The sequence below is a fragment of the Nonomuraea sp. JJY05 genome (assembly GCF_043496855.1).
In the GTDB taxonomy this organism is placed as follows: domain Bacteria; phylum Actinomycetota; class Actinomycetes; order Streptosporangiales; family Streptosporangiaceae; genus Nonomuraea.
This window is the reverse complement of sequence record NZ_JBIEIS010000040.1, coordinates 19825-43846: the sequence shown is the minus strand read 5'-3', so window position 1 is coordinate 43846 and position 24022 is coordinate 19825. Positions and strand designations below refer to the sequence as shown.

Sequence of the window (24022 nt, the reverse complement as noted above, 5' to 3'; positions counted from 1 at the left end):
GCGCCGCCCGCGGCGTTCCTAACGTCGGCGACATGACGAACACCGCACTCATCACCGGCGCTTCCCGCGGCCTCGGACTCGCCCTCGCGAGATCTCTGGCGGACGCCGGCTGGAACCTCGTGCTCACCGCCCGCGGCACGGACGACCTGGAGCGGGCCGCGGCCGAGCTGGGCGCCACCGCGATCCCCGGCGACGTGACGGAGCCCGCGCACGTCGAGCGGCTGGCCCGGGCGGCGCCCGAGCTGGACCTGCTGGTCAACAACGCCGGCGACCTCGGCGTGACGCCGCTGCCGCCGCTGGCGGGATACCCGCTGGAGGCGTTCAGGGTGCTGCTGGAGACCAACGTCACCGCCCCGCTCGCGCTGATCCAGGCCACGCTGCCCGCCCTGCGCGCGGCGGGCGGAGCCGTCGTGAACATCACCTCGGACGCCGCCACCGGCGCGTACGAGGGCTGGGGCGGCTACGGCGCCACCAAGGCGGCCCTGGAGCAGCTCTCCAACGTGTTGTCGGCCGAGGAGCCCGCGGTCCGGGTCTGGTGGGCCGACCCCGGCGAGATGAACACCCGCATGCTCGCCGACGCCGTGGGCGCCGAGGAGGCCGCGGCCGCCACCGACCCCGCCAAGGTGGCCGCCGCGCTGCACGACCTGGTGCGGTCCCGTCCGGCCAGCGGCAAAGTGAGCCTGCAATGACCGTCGCGCTCGACTTCGCGCTGCCGCCGGGCCTGTCGGCGAGCGAGCCCCCCGAGGCGCGGGGGATGTCCAGGGACGCGGTACGCCTGATGGTCTCGCGCGGCGACCTCGCCCCCTCGCACCACCACTTCGTCGACCTGCCGGGGCTGCTCGACCCCGGTGACCTGATCGTCGTCAACAACTCGGCGACCCTGCCCGCGGCCGTCCGGCTCGACCGGCTGGCCGTGCACTTCTCGACCGCCAAGGAGGACGGCACCTGGCTGGTCGAGCTGCGCCGCCGTACCGCCACCGCCTCCGAGCCCTACGGAGGGGGCGAGCCCGGCGAGTGGCTGCCGCTGCCGGGGCGGGCCACGCTGCGGCTGATCGAACGGGAGACGCCGCGTCTGTGGCGGGCGTCGCTGGATCGGGAGGTGGAGCCGTACCTGCGGGCGCACGGGGCGCCGATCCGCTACTCGTACGTGAGCGGGGACTGGCCGATCGAGGCGTACCAGACCGTGTTCGCGACCGTGCCGGGGAGCGCGGAGATGCCGAGCGCGGCGCGGCCGTTCACCGCGGAGCTGGTGACGGCGCTCGTGGCGCGCGGGATCGGGATCGCGCCGATCACCCTGCACACGGGGGTGGCCTCGCCGGAGAAGGACGAGCCGCCCTACGCCGAGCGGTACGAGGTGCCGGCGGGCACGGCGCGGCTGGTCAACCTGGCGCGCGAGAACGGCAACCGGGTGGTGGCCGCGGGCACCACCGTCGTACGGGCCCTGGAGACGGCCGTGGGGGCGGACGGGCGGGTGGCCGCCGCCGCCGGGTGGACCAGGCACATCGTCACACCTCAGAGCGGCGTACGGGCCGTCACGGGGCTGATCACCGGGCTGCACGAGCCGCGCTCCAGCCACCTGCTCATGCTGACCGCGATCGCGGGCGAGACGGCACTCGCGCGGGCGTACGGGGAGGCGCTACAGAACGCATATCTCTGGCACGAGTTCGGTGACACGCACTTGATTCTGAAGAAATAGTCTTTACATAGATTTTGCCAACATGATAGGAACAGCGGGCATTTACGGGGGCTTCAACTGTGTACGCCTCCCCGTGACCACTTCCTCACCGGAGACGTTTAATGCGTAACCTGACCAAGGCCGCGTCGCTGGCATTGCTGGCGGCGGCCCTGCTTGTCCCGGCTGTTCCGGCTTCCGCTTCCGCCACCATGGTCGCCGATGAGCCGTTCTCGGTCTTCGACGTCAAAGTGAAGGCCGCGAAGACCGCCAAGGCCGGCGGCAAGCTCAACTTCACCATCGTCGCCACCAACAAGGGGCCCTACGAGGCCGACGCCTACTTCGTCGGCGGCGAGTTCCCCAAGGGTGTCGACCTCAGGCGGATCATGTACCGGACGAGCGTCAAGGGCACCGAGTGCGGGCTTGAGGGCCGCGCGTTCTACTGCCTCGTGCCGAAGGTCCTGAAGAAGGACGACGCCATCGCCCTGATCTTCGAGACCAAGCTCAAGAAGACGGCGAGGGGCACGCAGACCGCCAAGCTCGGCGTGGTCTCCTACGACGTCCAGACGGGCATGGAGAACATGAGCAAGGAGGAGCTCGACCGGCTCGGCATCCCCGAGCACGGCTACGTGAAGACGGTCAAGACCAAGATCGTCCGCTAGTACGCGGCTCTCTGGAACGTTTCGAACCACTGGAACGTTTCGGGCCCCGTCCACGGCGACGTCCACCACGACGCCCACGGCGACGTTCGAGCCACATGCACCACGACGTCCACGGCGACGTCCATCGCAACGTTCACCGCGACGTTCGAGCCACGTCCACCACGACGTCCACCGCTGCGCCCGCGCCCGAATGCCCGCCCTGCTTCGCGAGCATCGGGCCGGGCGCAGTACCGTGGCTGGATGTGGACCAGCGCAGCCTCCTGATCACCCTGACCGGCCCCGACCGGCCCGGCGTCACCTCGCGGCTTTTCTCCGTTCTGTCCGCCTTTCCAGTGACTGTGGCGGACATCGAACAGGTCGTCATTCGCGGCCGGCTCACGCTCGGCGTGCTCGTCACGTACGCCGGCGGCCCCCCGACGGGCACCGGCACGACCCTCGGCGCCATGTGGACCGCGGTCGAGCGGGTGGCCGAGGACCTCGGCATGGAGGTTGAGCTCTCCACCGGCTCCCAGACCAAGGAGCAGCGCCGCCGCGGCCGCCTGTCGGTCAGCGTGCTGGGCGCCACGCTCCAGCCCGCCGCCATCGCGGGCATCGCCGGGCGCATCGCCGCCGCCGGCGCGAACATCGACCGCATCGAACGCCTCGCCCAATGGCCCGTCACCTGCATCGAGCTGTCCGTCTCCGGCGCCGACCCCAGCTCGTTGCGGGTCGAGCTGGCCGCCGAGGCGGCCGTCCAAGAGGTGGACGTGGCCGTGCAGCGCACCGGCCTGTCGCGGCGGGCCAAGCGGCTCATCGTCATGGACGTCGACTCGACCCTCATCCAGGGCGAGGTCATCGAGCTGCTCGCGGCCCACGCCGGATGCCTGGACGAGGTCGCCAAGGTCACCGAGCAGGCCATGCGCGGCGAGCTCGACTTCGCCGAGTCGCTGCGGCGCCGGGTGGCGCTGCTGGAGGGGCTGCCGGCCGAGGTGTTCGAGGAGGTGCGCAAGGAGGTCGTGCTCACGCCCGGCGCCCGCACGCTGGTGCGCACGCTCAAGCGGCTCGACTACCGCTTCGCCATCGTCAGCGGCGGCTTCACGCAGATCACCGACGGGCTGGTGGAGGAGCTCGGGATCGACTACTCGGCGGCCAACGTCCTCGAGGTCATCGACGGCCGGCTGACCGGTCGCGTCGTGGGCGAGATCGTGGACCGGCCGGGGAAGGCGCGGGCGCTGGAGCGGTTCGCGAGGGAGGCCGGCCTGCCGATCTCTCAGACGGTGGCCATCGGCGACGGGGCCAACGACCTCGACATGATCGCGGTGGCCGGGCTGGGGGTGGCGTTCAACGCCAAGCCGGTGGTGCGGCAGGCGGCCGACACGGCGGTCAACACGCCCTACCTCGACTCGATCCTCTACCTGCTGGGGATCTCCAGGGACGAGGTCGAGGCGGCGGACGCGGAGGACGGCACCGCCCTGACCGCAGGCTGACCTCCAACCCACCCGCCCATCCTGGAGCCCCAGGATGGGCACTCCGGGACTCCGACCGCGGCCAGCCCCCTCGCCAGTCCCTGAGCGCCCCTTCGTGGTCTCTCGGTGCTCCTTGGGTCCCTCAGTGCTCCTTGGGTCCCTCAGTGCTCCTTGGAGCCGCCAGCGCAGCTAGGGACCTGTCAGGACACCCCGGGGCCGCCAGCGCAGCTTGAGGCCGCTAGTGCACACTTGGGGCCACCGATGCAGCTCGGGCCGTCAGCGCACCTCGGGACGGCCACCGCACCTCGGGACCGCCAGTGCACCTCGGTGCCGCCACCGCACCTCGGGGCCGTCAGTGCGCCTTGGGGTCCCAGAGCGTGATCAGGCGCCCCTCACCCATCCACAGCTCCTCCCAGGCGGACTCCACCTCGATCACCGCGAACGCGCCCGGCCGGAACACATAGTCGCCCCCGGCCAACCCCACGGCGAGCTCGTGCACGCCCGGGTTGTGCCCGCACAGCACCACCGTGCCCAGCTCAGGATCAACCCGGCGGACCAGCTCCAGCAGCTCATCGGGGTACGCCTCGTAGATGTCCCGCTCGTAGCTGATCTCCACCTCGGGAAAGGCGAGCTCGGCGGTGCGCTTGGTCCTGAGCGCCGGCGAGCACAGCACGACGTCCGGGTTGAGCCCGGCAGCCCGTATCTCGTCGCCCGCCTGCCTGGCGTCCCGCTCGCCCCGCTCGGTCAACGGCCGCTCCCGATCGGCCGACCCGGGGATGTGGGCGGCCTTCGCATGCCGCAGCACAATCAACGTCCGCACCAGATCACCCTGTCCTCGAAGCCCAGACGGCCAGCCCGACGATCACGGCCAGGATGACGAGCATCCCCAGCAGAATCAGGCCCAGGGTCTTCCCACCGCTGGGCTGCTTGTCACCTTTCACGCGCCCAGTTTCCCACCGAGCCACCCCGCCCCCACGCCCGCCTTCACCCAGCCCTCTCGCTCAACCCCCTCACCACTCCCCGGGCACCGCCATGTCCGAATCCGCTCACCCACTCCCCAACCACCACCCGCCAGACTAGGCTCACCCACTTCGGGACTTGATCCGGTGCGGTAGCCCGGGCCGCTGTGCAGTCGACGCGGGTTGTGCCCGCCCTCAATAAACCCCCAGGCAATCGCCCACATCCCGCAGGTGCCAACGCCGACGTCCACGCCCCCAGCACCGCGACCGCCCTTCACGCCGCGCACCCCCCACGCCGAGGACCCCGTCACGCCGAGCACCCCCTCATGTCCCCAGCACGCCACCTCCTCCCCTCCTGCCGAGCGCCCCCCTCAAGTCCCCACAGGCCACCTCGTCCCCTCACCGCCGTGCACCCCCCAAGTCCCCAGCACGCCACCTCGGGTCCCCCAGCACCACTACCTCCTCCACTCACGCCGATGCCCCCCTCCTGCCCCACACGCCACGTCGGGTCCCCCGCACCACCACCGCGTCCCCTTGCGCCCAGCATCCCTCGTGTCCCCAGCACGGCCACCTTGTCCCTCACGCCGAGCACCCCATCCCGCCGCGCACCCCATCTCGCCCGACGAGACGTCCTCGATCGCCCGCACCGGCAAAGAAGCCGACGACCGGCGGCGGCCCGGCATCCGAAGGTTCGGCGGAAAAGGCGAGACGCCCGCCCCTACGCAGTAGGGCGGGCGTCTCTCCAGGGTATTGCGGGGTGTTACGAAGCCACGGGCTGGTGCTCGCGGTTGTCGTTGTTGGCCGATTCGGTGGTCACGGAGCGCCGCTTGGACACCACGATGGCCCCGACCACCACGGCCACCGCCACCACCGTGACGCCGATCCGCAGAGTCGGGTTGCCCGCATACTGCACCACCGCGGGCGCGACCAGAAGCGCCACCAGGTTCATCACCTTGATCAGCGGGTTGATGGCAGGCCCGGCCGTGTCCTTGAACGGGTCGCCGACCGTGTCGCCGATGACGGTGGCGGCGTGCGCCTCCGAACCCTTGCCGCCATGGTGACCGTCCTCCACCAGCTTCTTGGCGTTGTCCCAGGCGCCGCCGGAGTTGGACAGGAAGACGGCCATCAGCGTGCCGCACGCGATGGCCCCCGCGAGGAAGGCGCCCAGCGGCGCGTACCCGAGGGCGAACCCGACCGCGATCGGCGTCATGACCGCCAGCAGACCGGGCGTGGCCAGCTCGCGGAGCGAGTCACGGGTGCAGATGTCCACGACCCGGCCGTACTCTGGCTTCTCCGAGCCGTCCATGATGCCCGGCTTGTTGCGGAACTGGTCGCGTACCTCGAAGACCACGCGCATCGCGGCCCGTCCGACCGCCATGATCGCGAGCCCCGAGAAGAGGAACACGACCGCGGCCCCGATGACCAGGCCGACCAGGACGTTCGGCTGGTCGACGCTGAGGCTGAAGGTGGAGAACGTGCCGAGCGCGGACTTGACCGCCCCGCTCGCCGTGGCCAGGGCGTCCTCCACCGAGGTACGGAAGGCGCCGAACAGCGCGGTCGCCGCCAGCACGGCCGTGGCGATCGCGATGCCCTTGGTGATGGCCTTGGTGGTGTTGCCGACCGCGTCCAGGCTGGTGAGCACGCGGGCGCCCTCACCTTCGACGTCGCCCGACATCTCGGCGATGCCCTGGGCGTTGTCGGAGACCGGCCCGAACGTGTCCATGGAGACGATGACGCCGACCGTGGTCAGCAGACCGGTGCCCGCCAGCGCCACCGCGAACAGCGCGATCGTCACATTCCCGAACCCGAGCAGGAACGCGCCGTAGACCGCGCCGCCGATGACCAGGGCGGAGTAGACGGCCGACTCCAGGCCGACGCTGATGCCGGCCAGGATGACGGTGGCCGGGCCGGTGGCCGAGCTCTCGCCGATCTCGCGTACGGGACGGCGGTTGGTCTCGGTGAAGTAGCCGGTCAGCAGCTGGATGGCGCTGGCCAGCACCAGCCCGATGAGCACCGCGCCGATGGCGATGAGCCGCGGGTTGGCGTCGGACTGCTCGGTGGCGCCGGTCAGGGCGCTGAAGCTGTCGGGCAGATACAGGAACGCGGCCACCGTCACCAGCACCGCGGAGATCGCGGCCGAGATGAAGAAGCTGCGGTTGATCGCCGACATGCCGTTGCGGTCGCGGTCGCGCATTCCGGTGACAAAAATGCCGATGATCGCCGTGATCACGCCGACCATGGGGACGATCAGGGGGAAGACCAGCCCCTGCTCGCCGAAGGCCACCTTGCCCAGGATGAGGCTGGCGACCAGCATGACCGCGTACGACTCGAACAGGTCGGCCGCCATACCCGCGCAGTCACCGACGTTGTCGCCCACGTTGTCGGCGATGGTCGCGGCGTTGCGCGGGTCGTCCTCCGGGATGCCCTGCTCGACCTTGCCGACCAGGTCGGCGCCGACGTCGGCGGCCTTGGTGAAGATGCCGCCACCGACTCGCATGAACATCGCGAGCAGCGCCGCCCCGAACCCGAAGCCCTCGAGCACACCGGGGGCGTTGCCCTGGTAGATGAACACGACCACGGCCGCGCCGAGCAGGCCGAGGCCCACGGTGAACATCCCGGCCACACCGCCGGTGCGGAACGCGATGCGCATGGCGCGCTTCTCGCCCGATTCGTTGGCTGCGGCGGCGACACGGACATTCCCGCGCACGGCCAGCCACATGCCCGTGAACCCGGTCAGTGCGGAGAAAACCGCCCCAACCACGAAGAAGATCGAACGTCCGACGACTACTTCTGTTTCCCCCGGTAGCAGGAGCAACAGAATAGGTATTGCGACGACGAAGATCGCCAATGTGCGGAACTGGCGCGCCAGATAAGCGGCGGCGCCTTCTTGTACGGCACGCGCGATGTTCTGCATGCGCTCCGTGCCTTGGCCGGCGGACAGCACTTCGCGCACCAGGCCGCCGGCGACGGCTAGTGCGATCAGTGCGACCGCGGCGACCACGATCACGATGGTGAGATTGTTTCCACTCAGGGCCAGATTTGACGCTGGCTCCGCTGCCAGCATGTGCCTGCTCATCGTTCTCCTCGGCAAGACCGGTCGTCCTGCCCGGGCGGTGCTGCAGTTTTCCTCGGCGGGTGTTGCGGCACCATCCGGGTTGTGGGTGCCGCTTCCGGTTGAATCCGCGTTCCGCCGGATCACCTTGGCCGGTGCCGGGAGTCTACGCAGGCACTGAACGGATATGAAGGCTCTCGAGGTGGCTAATTGTGCGCGCGTCCAGTAATCCCCTGACAGCGGGCCGGTTTGCGGCCTGACAGGCGAAATTTCCCCGCGTTTAAGGTCATGAAAACCTGCCGATAGTGCCGGACCGAAACTCTGGAGGCCTGGAGCGATGCTGGAGGGACCCGGGAGACGGAAGACGGCCGCCGAAACGACCGCCCAACACGGTCACTCCCACCCGCCACCGCCACCCGACCACGGCACCACCGCCCAGGACCCGGCACGCAGGACCCCCGCCCGCCACCACCCCACCCGACCCCCGTCGACACGGCCCCATCGAGCCCCGCCCACGCCGCGGACCGGACCTCATCCGACGACCGGAACGCCCATCCGATCCCTCTGGGGTACTCGCGGCGCGATGACCGGAACCACCGTCCGCCTTGTGCGCTCATCCACGCACATGACCACCCACACTGAGGCCATCTTCCCGCGGTGGTCTCATTCACCTCAGGTGACCGCCGACGCCACATGACCGTCCATGCCAGCTGACCGACCGGCGACAGGCGCCTTCATCCATGAGCCGGTTCGCGCCACAAGCGCCTTCGCCCCGCATTCACCCCACGAGCCGATCCACGCCACAGACGTCTTCCCCCGCGTTCACCCCACGGCCCCGCACACGCCACAAGCGCCTTCGCCCCGCATTCACCCCACGAGCCGATCCACGCCACAGACGTCTTCCCCCGCGTTCACCCCAGGAGCCGGTCCAGTCACAGGCACCTTCCTCTCGCGTTGCTGTCCACGCGGTGCGCTCCTCGCATCTCCGGGATCGCACGCCTCGCGCGACCATCCGCCCCGCGAACCCGGCTCCCCTCGCACGACCATCCGCGCCGCCGTCCCGCTCACCCCTCGCGCCGTCCGCGAGCCGCGACCCCGCTCGCCCGTCCCGCCGTCCACGAACGACGACCCCGCTCACCCGGCTCACCTTGCACGACCATCCGCGCCACAGACCCGCTCACCCCTTACGCCGTCTGCGAGCCATCGTCCCCGCGAATCCGCCCGCTCCCCAAGCACCAGCCGGTGAACGAATGCCGCGATCCATCCCTGTCGGCGGAAACCGGAAGCCACGGTGCTCGTGTGCCGTGACGGCGGCCGGCCGCGTGCGGGTCAGCGGGCGTCTCCCTGGAGGCGCTCAGCCACGTGCGGCGGGTGGGACCGCTCGTGCTTTGCCGTACAAGATGGGGGTTTTGAGTACAGAACGGCCGCAAGCCGGGCGCCACAAAGGGACGCCCGGCGGAGCGAGGCGGGATGGGGGAGCCGGCTCAGACCTTGGCGGCCGCGGGCCAGCTCATGCGGATATTGGTGCCCTTCGGGCTGGGGAAGACCTCGACGTCGTCGGCCAAGCCCGCGATGACCGCAAGGCCGAAGCCCGACATGAACGAGTCAGAGAGCATGCCCAGATCGAGGGGCTGCTCCTGATTGATCTCATCGCTGGGGGCCTGGTCGCTGACCGTGACTTCGAAACGCCCGGAGTCGTCACGCAGCTCGATGCGGATGGGCTCGCCCGGACAGTGGACGCGGTGCGCCTCGACTGCCCGGGAGCACGCCTCACCCACAGCGAGCCTGACTTCGTCCAGCAGGGACTCCTCCACGCCGGTGCGGCGAGCGATCGCCGTCGCCACCAGCCGCGCGGTCCGCACATGGGCGGGAAGAGCGCTGAACGTCAGCTCGACGGTAGCCATGCTACTTGTCTTTGCCGTGAGCTTCCTTGGCCTCGTCGACCGAAGCGTAAATCCCGAAGACCTTGGTCAGACCGGTGATCCGGAAGATCTTCAGGATGCGCTCCTGGGTGCAGACCAGCTCGAGCGAGCCGTCGTGCGCACGAACCCGCTTGAGCCCCCCGACCAGGACACCAAGGCCCGTGGAGTCGAGGAAGTCCACCTTCTCCATGTTGACGAGCAGGTGGAAGTTGCCCTTGTTCACCAGGTCGATGAGGAGCTCACGCAATCTCGGCGCCGTGTAGACATCGATCTCACCCTCGACCTCCACGATGGTGAGTCGGTCTTCGGTGCGGTGATCCAACTTCAGATCCACAGATCCTCCAGCGCCTCGCCTGCGAAACTACTCTCTTGGGACTGGCAATCTGGAGCGTGGCCCCAGATCGTCCGACCCTGACGCGCGGCATTCAACCATGCGTCTGGCTTGTGTCTATACGAAATCACGATTCCCGGCGACTTTGCCCATCGATGCAAGACTGGAAACAGTGACTTCCTCCGCATCCTCCCCACAACAGGCGGGTCCACTCCTCCGCCACCTACTCGGTGTTCCCGCACGTCATGAGCGTGTCACCCATGTGGAGCATGTTCCAGCACGTCGGGCGGGTCAAGCGGGATGGCCGAAATGGACGCCAGAAGTACTTGTTACGCGCTTGGCGAACCGCGGGGTGACAGGACTCTGGCCTCACCAGTACGAGGCCGCCGACCTGGCATTTCGTGGCCGAAACGTGATCATCTCAACGGGTACGGCGTCCGGGAAGTCGTTGGCGTACCTCACTCCCGCCGTCGCCTCCTGCCTCGACGGCGGCACGATCCTGTACCTGACCCCGACCAAGGCCCTGGCCGCCGACCAGCTGCGCGGCCTGCGCGACCTGCGGATCACCCAGCTCCGCGCGGCCTGCTTCGACGGCGACACGCCGTTCGAGGAACGTACGTGGGTGCGCCAGCACGCCAACTACGTCCTGACAAATCCGGACATGCTGCACCGGAGCATCCTGCCCCGCCACTCCCAGTGGTCCTCATTCTTCCGCCGGTTGCGCATGATCGTCATCGACGAGTGCCACGGCTACCGCGGCGTCTTCGGCTCCCACGTCGCCCAGATCCTGCGCCGCCTGCGCCGCGTCTGCGCCCGTTACGGCTCGCGCCCCACATTCCTGCTCGCATCGGCGACGGCCAGCGAGCCGGGCGCGTTCGGGATGAGGCTGACGGGGCTTGAGATGGACGAGGTGACCGTGGACGCCTCGCCCAAGGGTTCCACCACCATCGCGCTGTGGGAGCCGCCCCTGACCGAGCTACGGGGCGAGGGAGGGGCACCTGTGCGGCGGACGGCCACGGCGGAGGCGGCGGATCTGCTGGCGGACCTCGTCCTGGCCGACGTCCGCACACTTGCCTTCGTACGTTCCCGCCGCGGCGCCGAAACAGTCGCCCTGACGGCCCGCGCCAAACTCGCCGACGTAGCCTTCTCCCTCTCCACCCGCCACCCCCGACCCGCCACCCCCCACCACCCGAACACCGCAGACCCCACCACCGGCCACCCGAACACCGCAGACCCCACCACCGGCCACTCGAACACGGCAGAACCGGCTCCCACCGACCGACCGAGCGCCGCCAACCCGACCAGCACCTTCCAGCCACCCTCAACGGAACCGACCACCACCACCCAGCTGGAGCCGGCCCCGACCACCACCCAGCTGGAGCCGGCCCCCGACCGCCGACCGAACACAGCCGAATCAGCGCGCACCGGCCGGCCCACCCCGTTGGAAGCGGACCCCGCCCTCAGCCACCAGCCGGACACCGCGCACCTGATGGGCCCCACCAGGCCGGGACCATCCCATCCCACCGGCCTCTCGACAGACCCCGCGGTCGGCACCTCAGGGCATGAGGGCCCGGCAACCGACCCTGCCTCGGAAAGCTCCCTCGCCTGGGCGCTCCCGGACGCCCCCGCCCAGCCGGACTGGACCGACCTCCCCAACAAGATCGCCGCCTACCGCGCCGGGTACCTCGCCGAAGACCGCAGGCTCCTGGAGAAGGCCCTCCGCTCGGGCACGATCATGGGCCTGGCCACCACCAACGCCCTCGAGTTGGGCGTGGACGTCTCAGGCCTGGACGCCGTGCTGATCGCAGGCTGGCCCGGCACCCGCGCCTCCCTCTGGCAGCAGGCGGGCCGGGCGGGCCGCGACGGCCAGGACGCGCTCGCCGTGCTGATCGCCAGGGACGACCCGTTGGACACCTACCTCGTCCACCACCCCCAGGCCCTGTTCGGCCAGCCCGTGGAGGCGATCGTCCTCGACCCCGACAATCCGTACGTCCTCGGCCCCCACCTCTGCGCCGCGGCCGCCGAGATCCCGCTGACCGACGACGACCTGCCCATCTTCGGCACCACCACCTCAACGGTCCTCGATGACCTGGTCTCCCAGGGGCTGCTCAGGAGGCGCCCCGCGGGCTGGTTCTGGACCAAGCGGGAGCGTGCCACCGACCTCGCCGACATCCGAGGCGGCGGAGGCGCTCCCATCCAGGTCGTGGAGTCGTCCACCGGCCGCCTCCTGGGCAGCGTGGACGAGCCGTCCGCGCACACCACCGTGCACACGGGCGCGGTCTACATCCATCAGGGCGAGACCTTCCTGGTCGAGCTTCTGGACCTGGAGGCGGGAGTCGCCCTGGTGTCCAGCGCGACCCCGGACTTCACGACGTTCGCTCGCGACATCACCGACATTTCCATCCTCGCCACCCAGCGCTCCCATCCCCTGGGCCCGGGCACGCTCCACTTCGGCGAGGTGGAGGTGACCCGGCAAGTGGTCTCGTACCTCAAGAGACGCCTCCAATCAGGCGAGATGCTCGGCGACGAGCCCCTGGACCTGCCACCCCGCACCCTCCGCACCCGCGCCGTCTGGTGGACGCTCCCCGCCTCGGCGGTGGCGCCGCTCGCCGAAGCGGGCATCGACCTCGGCGGTGCCGCCCACGCCGCCGAACACGCCTCCATCGGCCTGCTCCCCCTGTTCGCCACCTGCGATCGGTGGGACATCGGCGGCGTCTCCACCGAACTGCACGCCGACACGGGGCTGCTCACCGTCTTCGTGTACGACGGCCACGAGGGCGGGGCGGGCTTCGCCGAACGCGGCTACGCCCGTGCGGCCGACTGGCTGACCGCCACGCGCGAAGCCATAACCTCCTGCGAATGCGAACGAGGCTGCCCTTCCTGCATTCAATCCCCGAAATGCGGCAACGGTAATGAGCCCCTGGACAAACGAGGCGCCATCCGCCTTCTCAACACACTGCTGTCCCCTCAGTAAAACGCCACGAGACCGCACAGGAAATGCCGTCGAGGGCACGGCTCTTCTCCGCGTGAGCGGCGCGCGCAGCCCGTCAAGCGGGCCCACTGGACCTACCGGGGGTGCCTCCAGAACCCAGCTCCACCTGCGCTGTCGAACGCCAGCCCAGACTTCGGTCCTGCTTGATCCGTGATCCGAAGGGACCGATTTAGCTTTCGCCGTCTCTGTGCCGATGGCCCACGAAAGCGCGTTCCTCGCCTTCGCCCTTTTCGTCATCGTCGCCGGACCAGAAATCAGCCGCGCCCGGCCGCGGGCGTTCCCAGAATCCGCTGTCCTCCATTGACCGTGGAGTCGGCGGCAGATAATCGTCCCAGCGATCCTCCATTCGCACGGCAGGCCGGACGGGGGAGGCGTCGGACTCGGGGACATCCGTGACCGCGGAACTGGGCAAGGTGATGTGAACGGGCCCCTGACGAGCCTCCGGCACGTCTCGCACCTCCTCCCCCTCGAACGCGGCGGCGGCCTCCTCAGGCTTCCGATCGAGCGCGGGCGGCGCCGGCGACCGGTCCGAAGCCGTCCCTTCGGAACGCTCATCAGACACCGGCCGCTGAGCCCGGGACTGATCGGGAACCCGAGTCTTGGCGACGGCCAGGATCACGGCCGGCCGCCGCCGGGGCGGGGCCGTGGTGACCGAGACGCTTTCGTTCGCATGCGTGGTCTGAATTTCGCCGACCGGCGACGTGCCCACACCTGTGGCCGCTGCGGCCGTACCAGGTGTGGGGCTCTCGCCCGTGGCGAGCGCCCGGCGCCTCGCCCAGGCGCCCGCATGGGCGCCGAACAGCAACAGGAGGATGCCCGCTGCGACGTAGAGGCCGTACTGCCCGAGGTTCCCGATCGGCGACTCGCTCGACTGCGCTTTCACGTCGGGCTGGACGGGAGCGTTGTCCGCGCCATCCTTCGCATCGGATGGCCGCAGACCGCCCGTTTCGTCGGCCGTGGGGATCGGCAGGTTCCCGTTGGGGTCGGCGTCGGGTATTGCCGGAAGCTTGGCCGTCGTCCGCTTGTGCGTCGTCGGTTTGGTCGTCGGCAGGGTCTGCCTCTTGGCCGGCAGCGTGGGCAGCGGGTCGACGTTCTTGGTGGTCTTCGGCGTCCGGGCACCTGTGGTCTTCTTCGTCGGCGTGGGCGTCGGCGCGCCGGGGAAGGCGACGTACGCGGCGGCCGAATTGCCCGACCCGATCGACCCGCCGTCGCCGTCACCCCTGAACGCCTTGACCGTGAACCCCACCTTCTGGCCCTTCGCCTTGGTCGGCACGGCCAGCACCGCCTGGCATGTGGACCCGGCGCACGCGCTGTCGGCGGGCAGCCTTCCCACGATGCCGGACTGGCTGTTGGAGACCTCGTACGACTGCAGATCAGGCTCCGAGCCCTTGCTCCAGGTCAGCCGGACCTTGGCGCTGCCCTGCCGGGTCGCGTTCACGTTGCCCGGCGCCTCGGGCGGCCGCCGGAGCTTGAACGTGCTGCTCGCGTACCTGCTGCCCGTGATCTCTCCCTTGAGGGTCACGGTGAAGGTCCCGTTCGGAGCGTTGCCGCCGTCGAACGTGCCGGAGATCGTCTGGTTCGCTCCCCCTCCGGCGACCTTCTCGCTGGGAGTGGAGGGTCCCTCGACGTAGAGGCCCATGTTCAGCTGCATCACGCCCGTGTGCGCGGAAACGGTCACAGACGAGCTCGAAAGCACCTGGCCGTCAGCGGGCGAGGTGATCTGCCCGGACGAGTCGGCCCGCCACGTCACCGCGGCGGCCTGAGCGGTCCCGCCAAGCGCGATGGAGCCGGCCACGATCATCCCTGTGGCCACCACTCTGCCGACTACCGTCACGACGCTTCCCTCCATCGAGAGCCTCGCGCCGCCTGACCGCCCTGGGGCGCTCACGCGACGACCGGAAGTGCAGTCCGCCCGGCCGATACGGTCACCGACCGTCCCCGGACCCGCACCCTAGCGACTAAGCTCCGGCGCTCCCAGGCGCCTGTCACATACGGCATGGACCGAGGGTAAGCGGAACCTTACGGTACATACACAACTCTTGGACACCACGTCCAAGAAGTCGTGACTGGATCGCGACCTAGCCCCGCAAGCCCCAAGCGCCCCACCGTTTTCGGATCACCATTCGATTCATTCTCTGCATTTCACACCAACCGAAATGCGGTTATTAAACACATAGATGCCACAGAGTCCCATAGTAGCCATTTGCCCCAAAAGCGCACACGGTCGACTACCTCCAGGACGCGAAGAAGGAGGCACGAAGTGGGCAATCACGCCCGAAGCGGACCCGCTGACTGACGCAGGTCAACCCCGACCCCGCCGCTCACCACACGCTTCCCTGTGGGCAAGATTCCTTCCTTCACCGTTACCTGGTCCGAGCAACCATCGCCTCCACGCTTCACCACCATTTACCAAGCTGACAGACCCACCACTTGTGCAAGTTCGCCCTGCAACGCTGACCCCCGCCGTCCTGAGCATGGAGGAGTCCGTCGCGGACAGACGTCAATGCCAACCTGCTCTCAGCCAACGCGCGACCTGCTCCTCGCCATCAATTCCTCGACAACGACGGCTCCGGCGGATTAACGGGCCATTCTTGCTGGACCGGCCCGAGATCTGGCCGTCAGCGTGCGAGGGCCCAATATCGGCAGTGAGATCGACAGCGAGGTCCAAACGTCGGCGACTTCGTCAGTGATTTCGCATTGAGTCAGCTTCACGCCGTTCTGGCTGGCCAGGGAAGCGGCTCGGGCGCAGGCGGCTTCTGGATTGATTATCGCTAGCTTGGCTGCTGCAAGGGCGCTCATATCGGCGGCACTGTTTACGCGATGGCGTGCCACACGTGCCGCCCCCAACGTGGCGAACGCTGTGGCGACCGCCATAAGGAGACCCATGAGAGCTACACCCCAGAGTGTGGCCGAGCCCTTTTCTTCAGGATTGATGGGAACCTCCTCGCCTTCCAGGTCGTTTGTCTGCGATCAAGGGGAATATCCGGGCTCGGTGTCGGCGGTGGCCGTCGCGGATATTTGTACTGCGGGCAATGATTGGGCCCAGGGTGGTCGTACTTCTACGGTGATCTGAACTTTCGTGGTTTCCGTGTCGCGGGTTACGGCTACCTGCGCCCCCGGTCGGGTGGCCGTGCGAGCTCGGGTCATGACCTGGTCGAGGGGCTCGCCCCTGGCCGCGGCTCGTGCCGCGGCGCGGGCGGCGTCCACGCACTCGAGCTGGACGCCGACGGCTTGAATGGCCCACAGCGCGGCTGCGAGGACGACCATGAGCGCGGGCAGCATCGCGGCGGTCTCGGCCGTGACCGAGCCCCGCGATGCCGACCGCTTCCTGCCCAGGGAAATCCGCGCTTGGCGGACGGTCATCCGGTGACGGTGTTCAGTGCTCGATCGATAAGGGCCTTCAGCATTTCCTGAACCTCTGGACTGCTCACTACCTTGAACAAAAGTGCGGCGAAGGCGCAGGCCGCAATCGTGCCTACCGCGTATTCCGCCGTGGACATACCGCGCTCACGATTGATCGTTGCGCAATGAAGCCATCTGTTGGGCCGCGTCGGAGCGGGGCGGGGAGTAGGCCCACACTGGGCCGGCTTGGGTGATCCGTTTAGTGTGCTCGCGGCGAGCTTGGGCAGCGTCGAAGTTTCCCTCAGAGACGTGGTCGAGGTTTCCCTTGGCGACTTAGCGGTGTGAGTGGTGGCTTCTGCGGCGGCGTTGAGGGCTGACGAGGCGCTTCGGGTGATGTGGGTGCGGCTGAGTGAGAACTGGCGGACTGTTTTGTTGCTCGATGCGGTGCGGCTGGGTTCCGGGGTGGCTTTGATGTCGTCTGGCATGGTGGCGGGACTGTGCATCTTGCCTCCAGGTGGTGCTCGAAGCCGGGGCCTTGTCCGGCGGGAGTCCTTAGATTGGCCGAAGCCGGGCCGTAGGCAATGAACCGAACTGCGTTCTGTGGATGGACGAGATTCCCGCGGGCCACGTTGTGGATGAGTGTTCCGGAGCCAGGGCGCGGAGTTGGTGTCCGGAGAGCGCTATTGAGCCTTGAGGTCGAGTCGAGGGCTTGCGGACGGTGTTGGCGACATCGAGAGCCCCCAGGCAGCGGGTTGCGTGCTCCAGGGGCGACATCGCCGCGCCAGGAGCGGCATTGGGCGCACCTGCGGCGGCGTAGAGAACTCCCAGGAACAAGTTGCTCGCTCAGGGCGGAGTTGACGACGTAAAAGCCCGATGGATGGGTTGACCACCAGATGCGGCGTTGCGTACCCAGAAGGAGATGTAGAGGACACGAGAAGCTACATCGCGCTCTTAGAGGGCGTCCGAAGTGCGAAGTTTGTGATTGATTGCCGGTTACGTGCGTCGCCAGGTTGGGGTGGATTCGCGGTTACGTCGGGGGAGGTTGCCGATGGAGGCCAGGCGGATCATGGCTGCGGCGGGTCTGACCGCGTCTCGTAGTCACGGACCAGCCGGCGGTGGAGCATAAGCCAGCCCAGGGTGCGTTCAACGACCCAGCGGCGCTTGACCACGTGAAATTTGGGCTGGTTGGAGCGCCGTGGTGCGACCTCGACGTCGATGCCCAGGCCGGCGGCGTGGGCGGCCATCGCCTCCTTGAACCCGGCGTCCGTCCAAGCCTTGCTCACGCTCGGGTTGGCGGCGGCGGCCTTGTAGCAGCTCGATGCCGATGGCGTTGTCGTGCACGCTCGCGGAGGTCACCACCGCCGCGATCTCCAGCCGACCGAGCACATCGGAGGCGATGCCACGCTTGCGACCCCGGCTCTTCTTGCCCGGATCCAGCCCGGTGGTGTCCGCCGACGCGTTGACGCTGGTGTGCCCCGTCTGGGTGTCCAGCACCACGGCGGTGGGGTCCTCGGCGCGGCCCGCCTGCTCACGCGCCTGCCAGCACAGCAGGTCGTGGGTGGTCTGGTCGGTGCCGTCATCGCGTCAGCGGCCGAAGTAGTAGACCGCGGCGTTCGACGGGAGATCGTGCGGCAGGTAGCACCGCTGGCAGCCGGTCCGGCCTGGTTCAGGATGCGGAGTGAAGACGTTCGCCACGATCGTGGACGACGACGGCACTGTCACAGATCGGCGCGCCAGAGCCGCTCCAGGCAGCCCCGCGCAGGGCAGGCAAGGCCATGCCGAAGAACAGGCTGGGCTCGACCACCGGGTCATGGCAATGAGAGAGCTCGCCACGTTCACCTCGATGTGGCCAGCCAGCGGCCTGATTACCTACACAAGGCCACGACGAAGCAGGCGAGGTTCGCCTCTTGGTGATCAGCTGGTTCTGGAAATGTTGAAGCTGTGTCGTTGCTTCAGGGGATGATGATCGTGGAGGCCAGGCCGGCTATTACGGGGATGATTCCCAGCAGGACGAATGCCGGGAGGAAGCAGAGGCCGAGCGGGGCTACAGCTTTTACGCCGACGCTTCTGGCTGCGGCGACGGAATCGGCTCTGGCGGCTTCGCGGGCGTCGTCTGCCAGGCGGGTAAGGACGTCCGCTACCGGTGCGCCGCTTTGAGCCGCTCGGCTCATGGCTCGGGAGAGTTGGGCCGTAGCTGGGTCCTTGGCGAGGGTGGCCCAGGTGGGATCGGGATCGGCGCCCAGGCGTAGTTGGGTGCTGACCCATTTCAGCCGCTGGCCGAGGGGGCCGCCGATCGCGTTGGCAGCGATTTCCGTGGCGTCGCTCACCGGGCGACCGGCCAGCAGGCATGCGGTCATCAAATCGGCGGCGAATGGGAGGTCGGCTGCAATTTGTCGGCGGTCGCGGTGGGTCCGCTGGGGTTGTTGTTTCTTGTGAAGGAACGCTGCGGCGGCTGGGGCGATCAGGAGGCCGGTGATGGTTCCGGGAATGCCGCCGATCAAAAGCGCGGTGAACAGGCCGGTGCAGGTGGCGATGGTGATCGTCTTACGGGAGAGGCGGGTAGGAGGGGAATCTTGCCAGAGCGGCTCGTCACTGCGGGCTTGCGTTGGCTGGTTTGGATGTGGTTGTTGAGGGTGCGGATGGGGTGGCGGGCGTAGTCGGGACAGTCGTTTTGCTGGGGTTCGGGGGGAGGACCACAGCCACGTGGCCAGGCCGGCGAGCAAGGCCGAGAGGCATTCGAGCATCAGTGGGTCCGATCGGTTTGGTGTGGTGCGCCTGGTGACGGACGGGCTCTGACGGTCTCAGTGGGTTGGCGAGCCCTGCGTGTGTTGGCGAGCCCTGCGTGTGTTGGCGAGCCCTGCGTGTGTTGGCGAGCCCTGCGTGTGTTGGCGAGCCCTGCGTGGGTTGGCGAGCCCTGCGTGTGTTGGCGAGCCCTGCGTGGGTGGACGAGCCCTGCGTGGGTGGACGAGCCCTGCGTGGGTGGACGAGCCCTGCGTGGGTGGACGAGCCCTGCGTGGGTGGACGAGCGGCGGCGGCGCGACCCCCCCCTGCGTGAGTTGCGGTTTCGAATGGGGCGAGGTTTTGTGTGAGCTGTTCTGCTAGCTGACGGGCGCTATGAGTGACGCTGCTGTGGGGATGATGGCGCTAGGTAGCTGGTGGCGCAGTGTAGGTGAGGCGCTGTATGAGCGGCGGCGCTATGTAGCTGGCGGGGCTGTGTGCATAACGGCGCTGTGTGTAACTGGCGGCGCTATGTGCATAACGGCGCTATGTAGCTGGCGGCGCAGTGTGCAGGGCGGAGCTATATGCGTGGTGGTGCCGTGTAGCTGACGGCGCAGTGTGCGCGATGGCGCTATGTAACTGGCGGCGCGTGCGTGGCAAAACCATGCAGCCGACGGCGCTGTACGGGCGACGTTGCAATGTAGCGGCAGCGCGCGTGCATGGCGGAACCATGCAGCTAACGCACAGTGTGCAGGACCTTGCTATGTAGCGGCAGCGCGCGTGCATAGCGGAACCATGCAGCTGCCGACGCTGTATGCGCGATGGCGCTATGTAGCGGCGGCGCGCGCGTGCATGGCGGAGCCATACAGATGACGCGCAGCGTCGACCTTGCTATGTAGTGGCGGCGCGCGTGCATGGCGGAGCCATGCAGGTGACGGCGCAGTGTGCGCGATGGCGCTATGTAGCTGTGGCGTTGTGTGAGTGACGGTGTTGTAGGCGTGGTGGCGCTATGTAGCTGGCGGCGCTGTGTCACTGGGCTGGTCCGCGGGGGTGGGTAGGTGTTTGGGTCCGTTTGTGGGTGCGCTCTTGGGCTGTGGGGTGTTGGTTAGGTTTGCGCTTGGGTGGCCATGTGGTTGGTCCACCACAGGCCGCAGGCGTCGAGGGCGATGCCGGATATCAGGCACATGAGGCCCGGCAAGCTGCCGAGGAGGAAGTCCAGCGGGTGCATGTTGAGGGCTGCGGCCATGAGGAGGCCGAGGGCTGGGAGTACGGCCAGGAGGCGGGCGGTGGTGCGAGGGCCCGCGAGTTGGGCGGCGACGTCCTGGCGGTGGGCTTGGGCTGCGCGTAACGTGCTCGCGACTCGATCGACCAATGCGGCCAGGCCCGCGCCTACCGTGACGCCTACTTCCCAGCAGGCTGCCAGTTGGCGGAGGCCTTCGCCGCCCTGGGGTGGGGCCGATGAGGTGAGGGCTGCGGAGACGTCGCCGCCGTCTCTTGCCGCGGCGACGACCGGGCGCAGAGTTTCTGCGGATGGGAAGTCCACTGAGGCGATTGCCCTGGTCAGGGCCTCTCCGGGGGTGCGTCCGGCCGATAGCTCTGCCGACAGGGACTGGCATAGCTCGATTGATGCGTGGCGCCAGAGTTGCGCGCGGCGGGCGGGGGTGGGGCGCGTGAGGCGGATGGTCAGGGAAGTCCAGCGGGGTTTGTTTCCGCCTGTGACCAGTCTGGTCAGGCGGGTGGTGGGGAGGTCTGGGGCCGTCCACAGCCATACAGCGAAGGCTGTGGACAGCGTTGCTATGAGGGCGCCGGTCATTGCGTGGCCTTCGTGCTGGGACTCATGGTTGGGCTCTCCGGAAGAGGGCTTCGTAGGCGGGGCCGGGTTGGGAGTTGCCCTTCGCGTCGAAGGTCAGGGCCGGGATCGACTCGACGAAGCCGGCTGACGTCCTGGAGAGCAGGCAGATCTCGGCGATGCGGCGTCGGCCGTCCGGGCGGCCGCGGGTCAGGTGAATGACGGCGTCGAGCGCCGCGGCCAGCTGGCTGTGCACGGCTTCCCTGGTCAGGCCTGCCGCGCAGCCCAGCGCTTCCAGGCGAGGAGGGACGTCGGCGGCGGTGTTGGCGTGGAGGGTGCCGCAGCCGCCTTCGTGGCCGGTGTTGAGAGCGGCCAGCAGGTCCACCACCTCGCTGCCTCTGACCTCCCCTACCACCAGGCGGTCCGGGCGCATGCGCAGCGCCTGGCGTACCAGGTCGCGCAGGCTCACGCCGCCTGCGCCCTCGAGGTTGGCCGGGCGGGTCTCCAGGCGGACGACGTGGGGGTGGAGGGGGCGGAGCTCGGCTGAGTCCTCCACCAGGAGGAGGCGCTCTGCCGGGTCGGCGAGCGAGAGCAGGGCTGACAGGAGCGTCGTCTTGCCGGTGCCGGTGCCGCCCGTCACCAGGAACGCCAGCCTGGCGGTCACCATGGCGGTCAGCACCGGGATGGCGGATGGGGTGATCGTGCCCGCCGACACCAGGTCGTCCAGGGTGAACGTACGGCGTGGCGGTAGGCGTAGCGAGACGCAGGTGCCGCCGGACGCGACCGGTGGAAGCACGGCGTGGAGGCGGACGCCGCCGGCGAGCCTGGCGTCCACGTACGGGGAGGCGTCGTCGAGTCTTCTGCCCGCGACGGACGCCAGGCGCTGGGCCAGCCGGCGGACGGCCCCGTCGTCCGCGAAGGTCACAGAGGTACGGCGCAGGCCGCTGCCGTCGTCTACCCACACCTCGCGCGGGCCGTTGACCAGGACGTCTGTTACGTCTGGCCGGGCCAGGAGCGGCTCCAGAGGGCCGGCACCCATGAGGTCGGCGCAGAGGGCCCTGGCGACTGCGAGGATCTCCGCGTCCCCGTACACGGATTTCTCGGCTCGCAGGGCCACTGCCACCTGGGCGGCGCTGGGCTCGACGCCCGTTCTGGCCAGGCGTACGCGGACTGCCTCCACCAGGTCCTGGGATACGCCGCCTGCGGATGTGGGCGAATTGGGGGTGCTCATGTCGGGAGGAGGTCTCGTAGGAGCGTGGTGCACAGGGCGCCCGTCACGGTGCGTGGGCCCAGCTTGGGCAGCTCGCCCCGGTTGAGGGTGGCGGTGAGTCTCGGCTGGTCGGGCAGGGTGCCTGCGGACGGGATGCCCAGGGCGCCCGCGGCCATGTCGTCGTCCACCACGCCTGGGCGGAGGATCGCGCGGATGTCCGAGGTGTGCTTGCGGGTCTCGCCCAGCACCTGCACGGCCGAGAGGATGCCGCGTACGTCCGCCGTGGCGACCACCAGCGTGGTCTTCGCTCTGGTGAGGGCCTCGATCGCGGCCGGGTCGAGGTGCCGGGGAAGGTCGACGACTATCAGGTCGAAGCCTCGCTGGCCTGCCTCGAGGACGGAGCGCATGGCTTGGGCGGGGATCGCCGCCACCTCACCTCTGTGGAAGGAGAGGACCGCCAGGTCGCCGAACGACGGCAGTGCGGCCTGAAGCGCGCTGGAGTTGATCCGGCCCTCTCGGGCGACCAGGTCTCCCCAGCGGGCGCCCGATGCCTCCTCGTGGCCCAGCAGTGCGTCTATGCCGCCGCCCAGTGGGTCGGCGTCCACCAGCAAGGTACGGAGGTGGTCGCCCGAGGCGCGCAGGGACAGGCACGCCGACAGCACGCTCGCGCCTGCCCCGCCTCGGCCCCCGATCACGCAGATGACGGATCCTGAGCGAGGGTCTGGCTCCATGGCATCCGCCAGCCGCTCCACCAGGTGGCGCTCGTCGTTGGGGAGGGTCACGACGGCCTGGGCGCCCACGGCCACGCATTTTCGCCATGTGTCCGGGTCGTCGGGGGCGCGGGTCACGAGGACGACCTGCTCTCGGGTGGGGGGTGCGCTCGCGGCCACGGCGTCTGCCTGGTCGGCGCCTACCGCTATCAGCGGGGCCAGGTTCCAGAACGGGCGGGCGTGGGCGGGGACGTGGGCCACGTCGAGTTGGGCGCCGGCTGCGGCGGCTATGCGGACCAGGTCGTCGAGCAGGGCGTGGTCTTCGGTGATGACCAGGGGGCGGTGCATGTCGGCCTCTCGGGGTGGGGCGGGGTCGGGTGATGTTGGGAGGCCAACGTTGGTGGAGATGGGTGGGGTGGCGAGAGGGTGAATGCGGTTCTGGGGATTGTGGGGTGGGTTGTGGTGGGCCTGTGGATAAGTGGGCTGGTCTGGAAGGGCAAGTGGGCATGGCAACGTCGGGGGCGGGGACGGGGACGCACGAATGCGGTGCGGTGGTCGGGTGCCACCGTGGTGGAGGGCGTGCTGGCCAGGGGGGCTCAATGACAAGGCGCGGCGGGGGCGCGGTCGAAGTGCTCCGTGGAAGGGCTTGGTGGGGAGACGCGCCTCAGGAAGGGTGGTGGGTGAGGGCCGGTCGAAGAGCGGCGATCCGCAGGACGACACGGTGGATGGGGCGCTCGGTGAGGTACGCCGTGAGAGGACTCTGTGGTGAAGAGCAGTCGCGGAAGGCGCGCTGGCGAAGGCCCCCGGTAGGAAGTGCGCGTCGCTAGAAGGGCGCTCGGGAGGGCACGGCGGCAGAGCGCACAGTGAGAGGCCCCGCTCTGGGAAGGTCCCGTCGCGAAGAGCCCGTCGCGAAGAGCCCGTCGCCAGAGGGACGCCTTGGGAGGGCCCGAAGGTAGGGGGCGCTCGCTGACAGGCGCGGCCGGAGAGTGCGCAGTGGAGGGGCTCGGTGAGAGGCGCGCCGCCGGAAACCGCCGCAGTGGGGTGCCGGGGAGGGCGTGCGCGGAGGGTGCGGTGGTGGATCGCGCGGTGCGGGGAGCTTGGTGCCCGGGGCGGAAAGCTTGGGGCCCGGGGCGGGGAGCTTGGTGCCCGGGGCGGAAAGCTTGGGACCGGGGGCGTGGAGCTTGGGGCCCGCGATGCGGGGAGCTTGCGGTGTGCGGA

General features: G+C 69.0%; 18 protein-coding genes. 5 read left to right on the top strand and 13 right to left on the bottom strand.

Annotation, left to right across the window (positions count from 1 at the left end; genetic code table 11):
• Positions 1–32: 32 nt before the first annotated feature.
• The 4 genes from ACFKCF_RS45235 to serB all read left to right on the top strand — a co-directional run bounded on the left by ACFKCF_RS45235 (position 33) and on the right by serB (position 3800).
• Complete coding sequence (locus ACFKCF_RS45235) at positions 33–689, top strand: SDR family oxidoreductase (RefSeq protein ID WP_394501557.1); 657 nt, start codon at positions 33–35, stop codon at positions 687–689.
• Positions 686–1696 (top strand): S-adenosylmethionine:tRNA ribosyltransferase-isomerase, encoded by a 1011-nt coding sequence (locus ACFKCF_RS45230; protein ID WP_394501556.1) that lies wholly within the window; start codon positions 686–688, stop codon positions 1694–1696. Before ACFKCF_RS45235 ends, ACFKCF_RS45230 begins: the two co-directional genes overlap by 4 nt.
• Positions 1697–1797: 101 nt before the next feature.
• Positions 1798–2334, top strand: a complete 537-nt coding sequence (locus ACFKCF_RS45225; RefSeq protein WP_394501555.1) for a hypothetical protein — start codon at positions 1798–1800, stop codon at positions 2332–2334.
• A 242-nt stretch (positions 2335–2576) separates the two neighbouring features.
• Positions 2577–3800, top strand: a complete 1224-nt coding sequence (gene serB, locus ACFKCF_RS45220) for a phosphoserine phosphatase SerB (protein WP_394501554.1) — start codon at positions 2577–2579, stop codon at positions 3798–3800.
• A gap of 331 nt (positions 3801–4131) precedes the next feature.
• Here serB and ACFKCF_RS45215 read toward each other — a convergent pair whose 3' ends face one another.
• From ACFKCF_RS45215 to ACFKCF_RS45200, 4 genes are all read right to left on the bottom strand, one after another.
• A complete protein-coding gene (locus tag ACFKCF_RS45215) occupies positions 4132–4599 on the bottom strand; it encodes a SixA phosphatase family protein (protein ID WP_394501553.1) in 468 nt (155 codons plus the stop codon).
• 899 nt (positions 4600–5498) lie between these two features.
• Positions 5499–7814, bottom strand: a complete 2316-nt coding sequence (locus ACFKCF_RS45210; RefSeq protein WP_394501552.1) for a sodium-translocating pyrophosphatase — start codon at positions 7812–7814, stop codon at positions 5499–5501.
• Between the two features lie 1460 nt (positions 7815–9274).
• Entirely contained in the window at positions 9275–9694 is a 420-nt protein-coding gene (locus ACFKCF_RS45205; RefSeq protein ID WP_394501551.1) for an ATP-binding protein, read from the bottom strand.
• Between the two features lies 1 nt (position 9695).
• Complete coding sequence (locus ACFKCF_RS45200) at positions 9696–10046, bottom strand: STAS domain-containing protein (RefSeq protein ID WP_043629845.1); 351 nt, start codon at positions 10044–10046, stop codon at positions 9696–9698.
• A gap of 409 nt (positions 10047–10455) precedes the next feature.
• Here ACFKCF_RS45200 and ACFKCF_RS45195 point away from each other — a divergent pair, with 409 nt between their 5' ends.
• Positions 10456–13017: a DEAD/DEAH box helicase gene (locus ACFKCF_RS45195; RefSeq protein ID WP_394501550.1), complete on the top strand. Its 2562-nt coding sequence runs from the start codon at positions 10456–10458 to the stop codon at positions 13015–13017.
• 187 nt (positions 13018–13204) lie between these two features.
• Here ACFKCF_RS45195 and ACFKCF_RS45190 read toward each other — a convergent pair whose 3' ends face one another.
• From ACFKCF_RS45190 to ssd, 9 genes are all read right to left on the bottom strand, one after another.
• A complete protein-coding gene (locus tag ACFKCF_RS45190; protein WP_394501549.1) occupies positions 13205–14869 on the bottom strand; it encodes a hypothetical protein in 1665 nt (554 codons plus the stop codon).
• Between the two features lie 743 nt (positions 14870–15612).
• A complete protein-coding gene (locus ACFKCF_RS45185) occupies positions 15613–15969 on the bottom strand; it encodes an Rv3654c family TadE-like protein (protein ID WP_394501630.1) in 357 nt (118 codons plus the stop codon).
• A gap of 36 nt (positions 15970–16005) precedes the next feature.
• Positions 16006–16398, bottom strand: coding sequence for a TadE family type IV pilus minor pilin (locus ACFKCF_RS45180; RefSeq protein ID WP_394501548.1), 393 nt, complete (start codon positions 16396–16398; stop codon positions 16006–16008).
• On the bottom strand, positions 16395–16862 hold the full coding sequence (locus ACFKCF_RS45175; protein WP_394501547.1) for a DUF4244 domain-containing protein: 468 nt from the start codon (positions 16860–16862) through the stop codon (positions 16395–16397). Before ACFKCF_RS45175 ends, ACFKCF_RS45180 begins: the two co-directional genes overlap by 4 nt.
• Positions 16863–17441: 579 nt before the next feature.
• Positions 17442–17660 carry a hypothetical protein gene (locus ACFKCF_RS45170; RefSeq protein ID WP_394501546.1) on the bottom strand — a complete coding sequence of 73 codons (219 nt, stop codon included), beginning with the start codon at positions 17658–17660 and terminating at the stop codon, positions 17442–17444.
• A 669-nt stretch (positions 17661–18329) separates the two neighbouring features.
• The gene (locus ACFKCF_RS45165) at positions 18330–19121 is read right to left on the bottom strand and encodes a type II secretion system F family protein (RefSeq protein ID WP_394501545.1); all 792 of its coding nucleotides are present in this window, start codon (positions 19119–19121) and stop codon (positions 18330–18332) included.
• A gap of 1079 nt (positions 19122–20200) precedes the next feature.
• Positions 20201–20908, bottom strand: a complete 708-nt coding sequence (locus ACFKCF_RS45160) for a type II secretion system F family protein (protein WP_394501544.1) — start codon at positions 20906–20908, stop codon at positions 20201–20203.
• A 22-nt stretch (positions 20909–20930) separates the two neighbouring features.
• Complete coding sequence (locus ACFKCF_RS45155) at positions 20931–22115, bottom strand: TadA family conjugal transfer-associated ATPase (protein ID WP_394501543.1); 1185 nt, start codon at positions 22113–22115, stop codon at positions 20931–20933.
• The gene (ssd, locus tag ACFKCF_RS45150; RefSeq protein WP_394501542.1) at positions 22112–23152 is read right to left on the bottom strand and encodes a septum site-determining protein Ssd; all 1041 of its coding nucleotides are present in this window, start codon (positions 23150–23152) and stop codon (positions 22112–22114) included. The genes ACFKCF_RS45155 and ssd overlap by 4 nt, the downstream gene beginning before the upstream one ends.
• Between the last annotated feature and the right edge of the window lie 870 nt (positions 23153–24022).